Annotated in this window: 11 protein-coding genes; 3 read left to right on the top strand and 8 right to left on the bottom strand. The window is 36.5% G+C overall.

All coding sequences use genetic code 11. The features are described from left to right. Positions 1–26: 26 nt before the first annotated feature. From RBU60_RS02855 to RBU60_RS02825, 7 genes are all read right to left on the bottom strand, one after another. Positions 27–842 carry a DUF547 domain-containing protein gene (locus tag RBU60_RS02855; RefSeq protein ID WP_308863153.1) on the bottom strand — a complete coding sequence of 272 codons (816 nt, stop codon included), beginning with the start codon at positions 840–842 and terminating at the stop codon, positions 27–29. A gap of 136 nt (positions 843–978) precedes the next feature. Beyond that, on the bottom strand, positions 979–1,722 hold the full coding sequence (locus tag RBU60_RS02850; protein ID WP_308863152.1) for a DUF1853 family protein: 744 nt from the start codon (positions 1,720–1,722) through the stop codon (positions 979–981). A gap of 252 nt (positions 1,723–1,974) precedes the next feature. Continuing rightward, positions 1,975–3,603, bottom strand: coding sequence for a S41 family peptidase (locus RBU60_RS02845; protein ID WP_308863151.1), 1,629 nt, complete (start codon positions 3,601–3,603; stop codon positions 1,975–1,977). Then, entirely contained in the window at positions 3,600–3,980 is a 381-nt protein-coding gene (rnpA, locus tag RBU60_RS02840) for a ribonuclease P protein component (protein WP_308863150.1), read from the bottom strand. The genes RBU60_RS02845 and rnpA overlap by 4 nt, the downstream gene beginning before the upstream one ends. 89 nt (positions 3,981–4,069) lie before the next feature. Further along, a complete protein-coding gene (locus RBU60_RS02835; RefSeq protein ID WP_308863149.1) occupies positions 4,070–5,908 on the bottom strand; it encodes a M1 family metallopeptidase in 1,839 nt (612 codons plus the stop codon). 114 nt (positions 5,909–6,022) lie between these two features. Beyond that, positions 6,023–7,702, bottom strand: a complete 1,680-nt coding sequence (locus RBU60_RS02830) for a S8 family peptidase (RefSeq protein ID WP_308863148.1) — start codon at positions 7,700–7,702, stop codon at positions 6,023–6,025. A 9-nt stretch (positions 7,703–7,711) separates the two neighbouring features. After that, positions 7,712–8,572, bottom strand: coding sequence for an MBL fold metallo-hydrolase (locus RBU60_RS02825; protein WP_308863147.1), 861 nt, complete (start codon positions 8,570–8,572; stop codon positions 7,712–7,714). Between the two features lie 168 nt (positions 8,573–8,740). Between RBU60_RS02825 and RBU60_RS02820 the strand changes: the two genes are divergently transcribed. Then, complete coding sequence (locus tag RBU60_RS02820) at positions 8,741–10,609, top strand: cation:proton antiporter (protein ID WP_308863146.1); 1,869 nt, start codon at positions 8,741–8,743, stop codon at positions 10,607–10,609. Positions 10,610–10,726: 117 nt separating this feature from the next. Then, complete coding sequence (locus RBU60_RS02815) at positions 10,727–11,020, top strand: hypothetical protein (protein WP_308863145.1); 294 nt, start codon at positions 10,727–10,729, stop codon at positions 11,018–11,020. 64 nt (positions 11,021–11,084) lie between these two features. On the opposite strand, the gene lepA is transcribed toward RBU60_RS02815, so the two are convergent. Next, positions 11,085–12,881 carry a translation elongation factor 4 gene (lepA, locus tag RBU60_RS02810; protein ID WP_308863144.1) on the bottom strand — a complete coding sequence of 599 codons (1,797 nt, stop codon included), beginning with the start codon at positions 12,879–12,881 and terminating at the stop codon, positions 11,085–11,087. A 401-nt stretch (positions 12,882–13,282) separates the two neighbouring features. Between lepA and RBU60_RS02805 the strand changes: the two genes are divergently transcribed. Next, the gene (locus RBU60_RS02805) at positions 13,283–14,050 is read left to right on the top strand and encodes a GLPGLI family protein (protein ID WP_308863143.1); all 768 of its coding nucleotides are present in this window, start codon (positions 13,283–13,285) and stop codon (positions 14,048–14,050) included. Positions 14,051–14,462: the final 412 nt, after the last annotated feature.

The following is a 14,462-nucleotide window of genomic DNA, read 5'->3' as shown; positions in this document are numbered from 1 at the left end:
ATAAGTTGAGAAAAGTGATTAGTCGTTTATCTATAATTATCCAAATCCAACTCCCAGTTATAATCTAAGAACTCTACCTTAGGATCTTCGTTAGACGGAATTAATTTATAGTTCTTAAGGATTTCTATAACGCCTTCTTTTCCGCCAAAATCGGCTCTAAACCAACTCATCAAAGCAGGAACATACACCTCCTCTTCCTCTTTTTTATAGTCTACTTCCTTTTTTAAATATTTTTTAGCCGAAGCCTCCAATTGCTGGTCTAAACCTTCAACGGTATAATAAGTAACAGGCGGACAGCTTTTGGCTCCGCAATTCAAGGCGAAATGAATTCTCCAATCGATTTCCTCTACCCTAAAATCTTTTTCAAAACCTGAAGCAAAAGGATTTTTGGCGTATCCCAGAGAAACTTTGATTCTAGAATTTCGTAATAAACCATGCTCTAACACATCTAAACTCGTCTCTTCCCCTACAATCACAAAGTGATTGTCTTTAAAAAACGCAGACCTATCTTGATATAAATCTGGATTATTTTTTAGGAGATACTGCACATACGTATTGTACACATTAAGCCAAAAGGCTTTTTTTTGCGTATCGGTTTGCAAGTTTTTTTTAAGAATTTCAGGGGAAAGCTCTGCCAATTGTTTCGCATATTTTTCGGCGTTCTGTTCTTCTTTCACCGCATCATAAAAATGCTTAGAAATTTTAAAAGGATCTACTTGCTGTTGCGCTAAAGTTAGCGCTGCGGTTTCTTTTTTACACGTTCCGCAAGCCACTAAAAACATGGAGAAAAACAAAGCGATAAGGGTGCAAATAGTTTTTGAAGTATTGAATTTGAGTTCCATAAAAAAGATTTTATACCAATTTATATGCGACATTATCTGTTTAATTTGGTATTGCATATAATTCTGTCCGGTAAAACATGCTATATACTTACGAAAAAGCTTGAAAACAAGTTTTCTTTAAGTGGAAAATCTTGGTTTACCACCAAACCACAAAAAAGCGTTCAAAACTGCTATCGGCTTTCTTACGCCAAATAAAAGCGGCTTTTTGATGCTTAAAAAGATACTTAATTTCTTGGAGAATGTTTTTATAGCTTTTCCATTCTTCCTGATGTTTGGGATCTACCGGCCAATCTTTTTTTTGCGGAGAAAAATAGTCATCGGTTCCAAACTCCTCTTTTGTAAACTCATGTAAATGCATCCAATAGCCAACAATCGCTTTGGGATTAATGAGTTCATAGCTTGTTTTTCCAGACGTTTTAGGGACAAATAAATTCGCTTTAAAACATATTTTTTGTTGAAGCTTTCGCGGATTAATTTGCTGCTGAGCTAAAATTTCCTCACTTTCTTGACGGAATAATAAGGACAACTGATGCGTTTTTAACCGATTTATTTTTCGTAGAAAACTATCTTTTCGATTGGGCCCAATCCAACATTTTAATTCCTCTTCTTTGGAAACCGAAGGATTAAATAAGTAAAATTTATACACCAATTCTATATGAAGAGAAGTGCGTTCTTCTAAGTCTTCCACAAAAAAATCAAATTCACCTAAGGTTTTCTTCTCATAAATCACCTGAAGGTTTTGAGCTATCATTTCATAGCGAGAACTCTGTTTGATGGCAAAATCAAAAAAGCGTTCGGCGCGTTTTCCCAAGACTAAACTTGGCAGAATTTCTTCCGTAAAGAGAACGTTGGGATTTTCAGGCAATTCAAAAACACGCAACTCAAACCTATTCTCTTCAGATAAAAAGATAGATGCTGTGTCTAGAAAACCTTGATATGCGAGCGCGTTTTTAATTTTTATTGATTATTAGTGTCTGGTTAAAACTTTAAAGATGACAAGCTTCTTAGTGATAAAAATTAATCTAACTTCTATTATCTAAAAGCGCCAGCCCAAAGGAATTCATTCTGGCGGGCCAACCAAAAAGGTACGGGCAGGCAGCGGTCTATCATCTTAGTCGGATACGACTACTTATTAATTTAAAATGTTGCGATAAGCAGCAGCATCGTTCAAGATTTCTTTTGCTTTTTTAATTTCTGGACTATGACTTAAATAATAGGTGTATAAACCTTCTTCGTAGTGGTAACGTTTAATGATCTCATCGCTTAACAAACGTTCAATCTCGTGCTTCTTAGCGTCGATTTGCTGTTGTTTTGCCGCTTCAATCTCTTGGAGCATTTTTTGTTGAGTTTTAGCAATCGCTTCTTGATAGCCTTCTTTTTTAGAAGTCAGCATGAGCTCTTTCAATTGCTTTTCAGTGTCGGTTTCATAGCTGAAATCTGCTTTTTGTAGAAACTTTTTAAACTCCCCAAAATCCTTATCCGTGAAAACGAAGTTATCTAATTTAATTTCGGGATGCGCATAATAGTATTGGGTGGCATAATTAAAAATAATCTGTTCTTTCAGTAAAGCGTTGGTCACCGCACTATATTCCGAGGTTTCTAACTTTATATCGGGTAAAATTCCGCCGCCATCATAGACTTTTCTCCCATTGCGCGTGCTAAATTCGTTATAGTCTTCTACCTTGGTTTTGGTGGCTTTCCCGTCTTGATCACGGTTCCAATAATCCAAGGCTTGGATACAACGGCCGCTTGGCGTATAATACCTAGAAATGGTAATCTTTAATTGGGTGCCATAAGAAAGTTGCTTGGGACGTTGCACCAATCCTTTTCCAAAACTTCTGGCGCCAATCACCACAGCCCGATCTAAATCTTGCAAGCTTCCCGAAACAATCTCGCTGGCAGAAGCACTTTTCCCATTGATCAATACTGCCAAAGGAATTTCGGTATCCATCGGGTCTTTTTGGGTTTTATAAACTTGGTTGTATTTTTCTATGGTCGATTTGGTGGTGGTGATAACTTCTCCTTTCGGAACAAAAATATTAGTCACATTTACGGCTTCCGTCAACAATCCACCAGGATTCCCACGAAGGTCCAAAATAATTTTTTCGGCGCCTTGTTCTTTTAAATTTTTAAGTGCGGTGGCTACTTCCGCGGAAGCTTTACGATTAAATTTGGATAAGACAATGTAGCCAATCTTATCTGAAGTAAGTTCATAAAAAGGAACCGCTTTAATCTCTACTGCTTCTCTAGTGAGCGTAGTTTGCTCTGTTTTCCCTTGACGGATGTATTTAAGGTTCACTTTGCTATTGGGAGCTCCTTTTAGCAATTCTCCCGCATCTTCATCAAAATCTTTAAGCAGTACATCGCCAATTTGAATGATCTCGTCTCCGGGCTTTAAACCCGCTTTATCTGCTGGATAACCTTGGTAGATTTCCATGAGCTTAATTTTGTGCTCTTGGGTAAATACATTGGCGCCAATGCCTGTATACTGACCAAAATTCTGAATTTTTGCTTGCTCTACTTCCTGCTGATTCCAGTAATTGGTGTAAGGATCCAAATCGGCTAACATAGCAGTGATCGCGGTATCCATCAACTCTGCCGGATTGGTTTCATCTACATAATTCATGTTCAATTCCTTAAACAAGGTCGTGAAGATTTCTATTTGCTTGGCAATCTCAAAAAAATCTGATTTATAACTAGCGCTCGCCGTGGTGATTAATATCCCTATGGCAAGAAGGGGAACGAGAATGCGTTTTTTCATAAGGCGTCGGCTTTCAATTCTGTCTCTATAAATTTATGGATTAATTTTTTCATAGCGACTTCTATCTCGTTATAATCCAATTCTTTTCGTCCGGTATAGATAAACATCATACTGTATTTTTTAGTATGTGCAGGGAATGTATTCTTTTGTTTGCGGTAGTTTTCGCGCAACAAACGCTTGATTCGGTTGCGGGTTACTGCCAGTTTAAAATTTCTTTTGGGAACAGAAACGCCTACTTTATGATGGTGTTCTTCTCCACGAATAGGATGATACATAAGCTTCAGTGGAAAACTTTTTACAGATCTTCCTTCTTCAAAAAGCTGCCCAATATGGATCTTGCTTTTTAGTTTTTCTTCTTTAGGGTATCCTTGTTTCATTCCGTAAAGATAGGGATTGTATAAAAACAAAAAAGCCGTCTCAAAACTAAATTTGAAACGGCTTTTTAAAAAATGATACTCTTTAAGGCTTAGTTTTCAAAAACGTTATTTTCTCTTTTAGCGTCTGCCATCATTTGAGAAGGATCTATTTCAATCTTCTTAATCGTAGACTTAGCTCCGTCAATCATTAAATCGTACGTAGGAATTGCCCAAGCCCAATCTTTCTGAATGTTTTGAGCTCCGGGTTTATTAAAATACATCATTCTTAACGGAATGTAATATTCTTTGGTGCTTCCATCGGTATACGTAACACTTACGTCTAAAGGCATTGGCATTAGTCCTATTCTCTCTAAAACTACCTTTGTTTTACCAGCATCTTCGGTTACGTCTTTAATTCCGTAATCTATAGTATTGGTGGTTTGGGTCCAATCGGTTAAATACCAATCTAATTGCGCTCCACTTACTTTCTCTGCAACGCGCTTAAAGTCGTTTGGTGTGGGGTGCTTATACTTCCAATCGTTAAAATAGGTATGTAAAGTTGTAGCTAAGTTTTCTTCGCCAATGATATATCCTAATTGAGATAAAAATATAGCTCCCTTAGAATAAGCCGTCAACCCATAAGCCTGATTAAGATGGTAACGATCTGCGTGGGTACTTTGTGGCTGTTCTGAACCAGAATTGGCTAAGTAAGTATATCCACGGTAAGCGCCACTTAAGGGATTTTCTTTTCCTTCTGAAAGCACTTCATTTTCGGCTAAGGTAGAAATGTAGGTGGTGAATCCTTCATCCATCCACTCGTGTTTAGATTCATTGGTCGCTAGCACACCCTGAAACCATGCGTGAGCCATTTCGTGAGCCGTTACTCCAACCAAACTCCCAAACTTACGATTACCAGTAATTAAGGTAGACATCGCATATTCCATACCACCGTCTCCTCCTTGGATTACGGAATATTGATCGTAAGGATAGGGCCCAATATGTTCATTAAAGAACATTAATAAATCTTCGGTTTTAGACTGAAGGTTTTTCCAGTTCTCGGTAAAATTATTTTCTTCTTCGTACGAGGGATTGTCTTTATATAAAAAGTGCAATACCGTTCCATCTTTGGCTACACGCTTATCGTGAACAAATTCTGGATCTGCTCCCCAAGTAAAATCATGCACTTGTGGTGCCACAAAATGCCACGTGAGTTTTTTACCTCTACGTTTTACGTTGGTTCCTTCTTTTTCGTATCCGTAACCAATTTCTTGCGGGTTTTGTAAGTAACCTGTTCCGCCAAGGATATAATCCTTATCGATGCTAATTTTTACGTCAAAATCTCCCCAAACCCCGTGAAATTCTCTTCCAATATAAGGATCTGCGTGCCAGCCTTCAAAATCATATTCGGCTAATTTTGGGTACCATTGCGACATGGATAAAGCCACATCTTCTTCACTATTTCTTCCCGAACGACGTACTTGCACTGGTACTTGCCCGTTAAACTTCATCTTAAATGTAGTTTTTTTACCAGGTAAAAGAGGTTTTGCTAAACGTACTTGCAATACGGTACCTACTACTTTGTAGTCTAACTTTTTATTGTCTTGTTTTAGTTGATCTATTTTCAAAAATCCAATTTCCTTATCAGAAAGCTTACTAATGCGGTCGCCTACTCTATCATCTGGATCCTGAATAGTTCTAGACCGTACATCCATTTCGCTTCCGGGTTGAAAGGCATTAAAAAATAAGTGATAAAACACTTGGTTAATGGTGTCTGGCGAGTTGTTGGTATACGTCAACTCTTGAGTTCCCGTATACGTGTATTCTTTTACATTTACATCTACCTCCATTTTATAATCAACATGCTGCTGCCAATACGAAGTACTATTTTGTGCAAAACCTGTCATTACCGAACAGATAATAAGTCCGACCAAAAGGCATTGAGATTTCATATTTATCATAAGTTATAAGTTTTTTTAAAAAAAAGGTGTTCTAATTCCGTAAAGTTAGCATTTACTGAAAACTATAAAGAATAGAACACCTTTTAAGTGAATGATTACGTGTTTTTATTTAGACATTTTATCGGCTAAAATTAACGCATTGTATAGGTTAACCATTTTTCCTGAAACTGAAAGTTCATTAAAAGGTCTTACATCTTTAGCATCTCCTCCTACAATAACATCTGCTTTAGAAGGTAAACCGCTTTGCATGATCACATTTTTAACTTGTGCTGCCGTTAATTTTGGATAGTAAGATCTAATTAAAGCTGCAACTCCTGCCACAGCTGGAGAAGCCATAGAAGTACCTTGTAAAAACTCATACTCGTTTAATGGAGTGGTTGACCAGATTTTTGTACCTGGAGCAAATACATCTACATTGGTTTGACCGTAGTTAGAGAAACTCGCAACCACTTTAGAACCGTATTCATAGTTGGAAGCCCCAACCGTTAAGAAGTTATCGGCATATTCCATCACATTTTCAGGATCCTGATCATTTGGGTAAATACGGCTAGTATCCATATCTAAAGCATCGTTTCCTGCTGCATTTACAATAAGCACGTCATGATCTGCTGCATATTTTATGGCATCTACAACCCATTCTGGATTCTGAGAGAAGTATTTTCCAAAACTGGTGTTTAATACTTTTGCCCCATTATCTACGGCATAACGTATCGCTAAAGCAATATCTTTGTCATACTCATCACCATCTGGAACTGCTCTCACGGCCATAATTTGTACATTTTTGGCAACTCCGTCAATTCCAATTCCGTTATTTCTTTCGGCAGCGATGATTCCAGCAACGTGCGTACCGTGTTTAGCATCTTCTTTTTTAGGATCTGGACCAGAAACATTTCCGTTTCCATAGTCAGTATCTGTAATGTCATAAGGATCGTCTCCAACGATATCACGACCGTTAAGATCTAAATTGTAATGCGTATCTAAGCCTCCAGAGAAATAGTCTATTCCTCCTTTCAATTGTTTTTTAGCATCATCAAGGTTACCAATATTTGCCATAATATTACTTAAAAAGCCTTTTGCTTCTTTAAGTTCTTGGGTATCGGCATCCATAGAAGCAAGGTCTTCTTTAGAAAAATCTTCTTTTCCTAGTTTATTGCTTACGGTTTCTTCAGAAGTCTCTAAAGTTTGAAGCAACTGCTTGTAGTAATTGCTGTTTTGGGTAGTTTCATTAAACTTTTTCTCAAACTCTTGCTGAGCTTTTTGGTACATGGCGTACTCTTCTTTGTTTTCAGCACTTACTTCAGCGGGAGTTTTTCCTTCATATTTAGGTTGTAGTCTTTTTACAATACGTACAAATTCTAAATTTTCCGCGACAGCGTCCCCTAAGAAATTCCATCCATGAACATCATCTACATACCCGTTTTTATCGTCATCAATTCCGTTCTCCGGAATTTCTTTTTCGTTGGTCCAAAGCACATTTTTTAAATCTTCATGCTCAATATCTACTCCGCTATCAATCACGCCTACAATAACCGTTTCTCCTTCATAATCTTTAAGGATTTCATCGTACGCTTTTTGAACGCTCATTCCAGGAATGGTATCGGTTACCAAATCGGCTCCTCCCCATCCTTTCATTTGGGTATCTGTTAGGCTAGAAGTTTTAAGCGGTTGTTGATCTATATTATCTATAGGTGTAGAAGTGATTACCGGACCGGTAGTACCACAACTAGCAGCAATCATAGCTACTGTTGCCGCAGCAAAAGTTGATTTTAAAAATGATCTTCTCATGAATATAATTTATGAATTAAATAGTTGATTAAAAGTATAGGTTTGATCGTGTCTTACTCCTTTTTCGGTATTCTTAAGCGTGATGATCTCATGATGCGCATCGTGCTCCAAAAATAAGTAAAATCCTTCATCGGCGGCTTTTTCTAGAAATGCTTTTTTCTCGTTGAGGGTTAATAAAGGTCTGGTATCGTATCCCATCACATAAGGTAAAGGCACATGACCCGCGGTTGGCAACAAATCTGCCATAAAAACAAGGGTTTTTCCTTGATATTGAATATGGGGAATCATTTGCTTATCGGTGTGGCCATCTACAAAAAGCGCTCCAAAGCCTAGATCTTCATAAAAATGAGATCCTTTATCGCGATCTAAGAAATGAAGTTGTCCACTTTCTTCCATAGGAAGCAGATTTTCTTTCAGAAAAGAAGCCTTTTCTCTAGCGTTTGGGTTTGTGGCCCAGTCCCAATGTTCTTTATTGGTCCAAAATTTAGCTCTTTTAAAAGCAGGCTCAAAGCCCGTTCTATCTTTGTTCCACTGTATGCTTCCGCCGCAGTGATCAAAATGAAGGTGGGTTAAGAAGACATCGGTAATATCATCGCGGTGAAATCCTTTTTCTTGTAGAGATTTATCTAACGAATGATCTCCCCAGCGGTGATAGTGCTTAAAAAATTTTTCATCTTGTTTATCTCCAAGTCCGTTATCAATAAGAATGAGTTGATCGCCATCTTCAATAAGGAGACAGCGAGCAGCAATATCAATCATATTGTTGGCATCTGCAGGATTGGTTCTTGTCCATAAAGTTTTAGGGACAACACCAAACATAGCCCCGCCGTCTAATTTAAAATTTCCGGCTTCAATAGGATGTAGTGTCATAAAAAAGTTTGGTTTATATGCTATGTGCCGCAAAATAACAAAAACAGGGCTTTAATCTTGATTTTGGCAATGTATTTAACATTCCTTTTGGCAATAAAATAAATACATTAAAAATAAAAAAGTTATTTTCGTTGATTCAATACGATTATTTTTAATCCATAATTGCATATGCTAGAACTTGCCGGAATCGTCATCTTAGGAATATTAGCTCAATGGAGCGCTTGGAAATTTAAAATTCCTGCTATTTTACCTTTAATACTTATAGGCTTGGCTGTTGGCCCTATTGCAACACTCTTTACTGCTGATGGAGCAAAACTTATAGAACCTATATGGAATGGAGAATCGGGTCTTTTTCCTGGAGAAAGCTTATTTTACTTTGTTTCACTCGCAGTTAGTATTATTCTTTTTGAAGGAGGGTTAACTTTAAGAAAGGGAGAGATCCTTAATGTAGGGCCCGTTATTGTAAAATTAATTACCGTAGCTGTTGTTATTACTTTTATTGGAGCAGGAGTCGCCTCTCACTTTATTTTTGATCTTTCATGGCAAATCTCTTTCCTGTTTGCTGCTTTGGTTATTGTTACTGGACCAACCGTAATTACACCCATCTTAAGGAATATTCCGCTAAAGAGAGACGTGTCCGCTATTCTAAAATGGGAAGGGATTTTAATTGACCCTATAGGCGCTTTGGTTGCTGTATTGGTGTTTGAATTTATAAGTGCGGGAGAAGGAAAAGAATTTACGCAAACCGCATTAATTGAGTTTGGAAAAATTGTGCTTTTCGGATTTACTTTCGGATTTACGTTTGCTCATGCGCTAGCATTTTCTATCAAGAAAAACATAATTCCGCATTATTTACTCAATGTCTTTACGTTGGCAACGGTTCTAGGAGTTTTTGTTTTATCTGACATTTTTGCTCACGAAAGTGGTTTATTGGCCGTTGTGGTGATGGGAATGGTTTTAGGGAACACCAATTTACCCAACATCAAAGAATTACTATATTTTAAAGAATCTCTTAGTGTTCTTTTGGTATCGATTCTTTTTATTTTATTGGCGGCTAATATTAATATAGAAGATTTATTATTGGTGTATAACTGGAACGCGCTAATACTGTTTGCAGTAGTTGCATTTGTCATAAGACCAATCGGGGTATTTTTGAGCAGTATCAATTCTTCTTTAAAACTAAACGAGAAAATTTTTATTAGTTGGGTAGGTCCACGCGGAATCGTGGCGGCGGGAATTTCTTCATTATTCGGACTGAAATTAGTAAGTCAGGGCGTGGTTGGAGCAGAGTATATTACGCCATTAGTTTTTATGATTGTATTGGGAACCGTTTTATTAAACGCCACAACAGATCGCCTGTTGGCTAAACTTTTAGGTGTTTTACTTAAAGACTCTGAAGGAATCTTAATTATTGGAGCTTCTTCAATTTCAAGATTAATTGGCGCTTATTTAAAGAAGAACAACCGTCACGTGGTATTGGTAGATAATAATAGGACCAATGTTCAAAAAGCGAAAGCACTAGGGATTGAAGCTATTGAAGGAAGTGTTTTCTCTGATGATTTAAGCAATAATATAGAATTGAATGATGTGGGTTACCTGATGGCGATGACCGGAAACACCGAGATTAATAAAACAGCCATTAAACGATTCCAAAAACATTTTGGTGAAAACGGATCGTTTAGAGTGGTTTCTGCCGATGAAATGGGAGATCCAGAAAGTAATCCTAATGAAGCTTTATTCTCCCATACAGACGATTACATTAGACTATCAGAGGTGGCAAGAAAATTTCCCGAAATAAAAGAAATAGAACTCAATTCAAAAGAACATTATGAGGGGCTTATTGAAATTTCAAAAACAGATCATGAGGTAATTCCTCTTTTTGTGAAAAACAAAGAAGGAGATCTAAGTATAATTTCTACCAATAGTGAGGAAGTAGAAATTGAAGAAGGCTTCCAGTTGGTATATCTAGGAAAAACTTTTGAAGTTCAAAATCATACTAAGAAAACGAATTTAGAAGAAACGGTTTCTAAGGAATAATATAGATTGTAAATTCATATAATTTTAACGAATTATTAATAAAAAGCTAGTAATTTTTTTAAAAAAGATTTAATTCTGCTATCTTGCTAAGTAAACTAACTAAAAAATAAAAAAATTATGAAAAAAATAATTTTTATGGCTTTAGCCACAGGTTTATTTGCATTTACTTCTTGCTCAAGTGACGATGACGGAGAAGAGGTAGGAGAACCATCTGCTTCAGCTTGTCAAACTTGTACACTTACAGCGGAAGACGGGGAAACTAGTGCTATTGAATATTGTGATAATGGTGATGGTACTGTAACCGCTACGGTTGTTGGAACCGGATCGGAAACTACCATCCCTTTAGATGGAACTTCATTTAGTGTTTTTATAAGTACCATGGAACAAATAACTAGCTCTAATTGTCAATAAAAATGCAATACAGCTTAGATTTTACAAAAAAACCCTCTGAAAATTTTCAGAGGGTTTTTTATAGCTAGTCGTTAAGCTTTAATACCGCCATAAAGGCTTCTTGAGGTATTTCTACATTCCCCACTTGGCGCATACGCTTTTTACCTTTCTTTTGTTTCTCTAAGAGCTTTCGCTTACGAGAAATATCACCCCCATAACATTTGGCGGTGACATCTTTACGTAAGGCTTTTACGGTTTCACGCGCGATAATTTTGGCTCCAATGGCCGCTTGAATAGGAATATCAAACTGCTGTCGCGGAATTAGTTCTTTTAACTTTTCACACATCCTCTTCCCAATATCATAGGCATTGTCTACGTGTAATAAAGCAGAAAGCGCATCTACATTACTGGCATTAAGGAGTACATCTACTTTTACTAATTTAGATTGTCTTAATCCAATAGGTGTATAATCAAACGAAGCGTATCCTTTAGAAACCGTTTTTAAACGGTCATAGAAATCGAATACAATTTCTGCTAAAGGCATATCAAAATTAAGCTCCACTCGCTCTGTAGTTAAGTAAGTTTGGGCGGTAATTTCTCCTCTTTTTTCTATACATAAAGACATCACGGGACCTACAAAGTCGGCTTTGGTGATAATCGTTGCTTTAATAAAAGGTTCCTCTACACGGTCTAGTTTAGAAGGTTCTGGTAAATCTGATGGGTTGTTAACTAACACCACCTCATTAGGATTTTTATGAGTAAACGCGTGGTAAGATACGTTGGGAACCGTGGTGATCACCGTCATATCAAATTCGCGCTCTAATCTTTCTTGAATAATTTCTAAGTGAAGCATTCCTAAGAAACCACATCGAAATCCAAATCCAAGTGCTGCTGAACTTTCTGGGGCAAATACTAAGGAAGCATCATTTAATTGCAGTTTCTCCATAGAAGAACGCAATTCTTCATAATCTTCGGTATCTACAGGATAAATTCCGGCAAAAACCATAGGTTTTACATCCTCAAAACCAGGAATAGCTTCCGTGGTTGGGTTTTTAGCATCGGTAATGGTATCTCCTACTTTTACGTCGCGGGCATCTTTAATTCCCGTAATTAAATAACCTACATCACCGGTTTTTATTTCTTTTTGTGGAAATTGTTTTAAGCGTAAAGTTCCTACTTCATCGGCATAATAATCATTTCCCGTAGCGACAAACTTAATGTGCTGTCCTTTTTTTATGCTGCCGTTAATGACTCTAAAGTATGTCTCAACACCACGAAACGGATTGTAAACCGAATCAAATATCAAGGCTCTCAAGGGAGCGTCTACTTTTCCGCTAGGAGCAGGAACACGATCAATGATGGCGGTTAAGATCTCTTCAATTCCAAGTCCTGTTTTGGCACTTGCCGGAATGATTTCCGAGGCATCGCAACCCAAAAGATCTACAATATCATCGGTTACTTCTTCAGGATTGGCACTAGGTAAATCTACCTTATTAAGTACTGGAATAATTTCTAAATCGTTTTCTAGCGCCAAGTAAAGGTTAGAAATGGTTTGGGCTTGTATACTTTGTGCAGCATCCACGACCAATAAAGCACCCTCACAGGCAGCGATAGAACGAGAAACCTCGTAAGAAAAATCTACGTGTCCCGGCGTATCGATGAGGTTAAGGATATACTCTTCGCCTTTATGCATGTAATTCATTTGGATCGCGTGACTCTTAATGGTGATTCCACGCTCCCGTTCTAGGTCCATACTGTCTAATAATTGTTCTTGCTTTTCACGATCGGTAACCGAGCCTGTAAAATCTAACAATCTATCTGCTAACGTACTCTTACCGTGATCAATATGGGCTATTATACAAAAGTTTCTTATATGCTTCATAACATTATCTTAAGTCTTACCGGCTCTTTTCAAAATTTATTGAGTCGAATTACAGTAAGATATTTGTGCAAATATAGTTTTTTGAATTACAATATAAGAAGCTAAGATTATAATAGATAGGTATTTTGTAGAAGCAGATTATTGCTTTCTTCTAAAAAGAAAAGAGATATCTTTTTTCCTTTCGTTTCTTTTGCACTTTGTGGGAGTAATAAAGCTTTTCTTAAAGAGCTTGTCGAAGTAGAAAAATTTGGTCAACGATTAAATCTTATTCTATGGTTTTAACGGGGAAGAAGTCTTTATAAAAGAAAGAGAGCAGATTTTTTTGTTATGACTTATTCTATAGATATTTATGGAAGGATTAACTTAGCCAATAGGACTCTTTTTAATAACTTAGTGGCACAATGAAAAAACCCTTAGGAATAAAATTGATTAGAAAAGGCTTTTTAAAAACTCTATTATTTGTTTTTTTGGGATGTCTTAGTTGGGATTTGAATGCACAAACTTCTTTTAAAATAACTTACGGAATTTCTGAAATAAAATTACGTCGCCCTATAGATAGCTTAAATGAAAGATCTAAACATTTTACTAAAAAGATTATTGACCGTTCAAAAGATGTAAATTTTACACTTTTTAGCAATAAAGAAAATTCGCATTTTGAAGAGGAAGAAACCTTAAGCATAGAAAGTGATTCACGAATGGAATCGCTTTACTACAAAGCGGTGAAACTATTTGCTAACTTTAATGAGGAGGTTTACGCCAATCATAAAGACAAAAAAATCACTTTTATTAAAAACTTGGTAAGTGAAGATTTTACGGTAAAAAGAGGCTGCTATAATTTTAATTGGGTTATAAAAGAAGATCAAAAAAAGATTTTGGGTTTTACTGCCAGAAAAGCAATGGGCAGCTACTATTATCCAGTAACTAATGAAAACTTAGAGGTAGAAGCGTGGTTTATTCCGGCCATTGCGTTACAATCTGGTCCAGATATTTTTATGGGCTTGCCGGGTTTAATAGCAGAGGTAAATTTAAAAGGAGCTGTAGTGACGGCTAAAAATATAGAACAATGCGACGATTTAGAAATAGAAAAAATAGAGGGCTCTAAAGCAATGACCCAAGAAGAATACGAAGACTTGATTTCCAGACTGACTCAAAAATTTATTGGGGATTAGAGTTTTAGATTTATGCTAACTTTTACAGTACAAATAAACCGATTAAACCACATTGAAAACTGTTAAAATTTGATTTTTTTCTTGCAAAAGCGTTTTTTTCTTTCATTTTTACAACATTGAGCTCCATGCACAACCAGAATTAATCTATAAAAAGAAAAATTGCGCTAATGAAGCTATAGGTGTTTATGACCACATATATTCACTTACCTATGATTCTCAATTGGCTTATTCAGCTGCAGATACGGCATATGATGATTGTATCTCGGCAGGTGGCTCTCCTGGAGTTTTAATCGACTAGAAAAAAAAAACATAGTTTATAATTTAATATAAGAAATACCCGTTGTGCATTTTAAATAATACTGATTTTTATGTTATTGATGTTTCTATTAAATATAAATCTATTGATATATTG

It is taken from the genome of Mesonia profundi (assembly GCF_031085155.1).
GTDB classification, from domain to species: Bacteria; Bacteroidota; Bacteroidia; order Flavobacteriales; family Flavobacteriaceae; genus Mesonia; species Mesonia profundi.
Note: the sequence above shows the minus strand (reverse complement) of the source record. Positions and strands in the feature narration are given on the sequence as shown.

Excerpts from the sequence above, each read along its gene's own strand:
- RBU60_RS02855 (WP_308863153.1), bottom strand. The coding sequence starts at position 842 with ATGGAACTCAAATTCAATACTTCAAAAACTATTTGCACCCTTATCGCT.
- RBU60_RS02845 (WP_308863151.1), bottom strand. The coding sequence starts at position 3,603 with ATGAAAAAACGCATTCTCGTTCCCCTTCTTGCCATAGGGATATTAATC.
- rnpA (WP_308863150.1), bottom strand. The coding sequence starts at position 3,980 with ATGAAACAAGGATACCCTAAAGAAGAAAAACTAAAAAGCAAGATCCAT.
- RBU60_RS02835 (WP_308863149.1), bottom strand. The coding sequence starts at position 5,908 with ATGAAATCTCAATGCCTTTTGGTCGGACTTATTATCTGTTCGGTAATG.
- RBU60_RS02830 (WP_308863148.1), bottom strand. The coding sequence starts at position 7,702 with ATGAGAAGATCATTTTTAAAATCAACTTTTGCTGCGGCAACAGTAGCT.
- RBU60_RS02825 (WP_308863147.1), bottom strand. The coding sequence starts at position 8,572 with ATGACACTACATCCTATTGAAGCCGGAAATTTTAAATTAGACGGCGGG.
- RBU60_RS02820 (WP_308863146.1), top strand. The coding sequence starts at position 8,741 with ATGCTAGAACTTGCCGGAATCGTCATCTTAGGAATATTAGCTCAATGG.
- RBU60_RS02815 (WP_308863145.1), top strand. The coding sequence starts at position 10,727 with ATGAAAAAAATAATTTTTATGGCTTTAGCCACAGGTTTATTTGCATTT.
- lepA (WP_308863144.1), bottom strand. The coding sequence starts at position 12,881 with ATGAAGCATATAAGAAACTTTTGTATAATAGCCCATATTGATCACGGT.
- RBU60_RS02805 (WP_308863143.1), top strand. The coding sequence starts at position 13,283 with ATGAAAAAACCCTTAGGAATAAAATTGATTAGAAAAGGCTTTTTAAAA.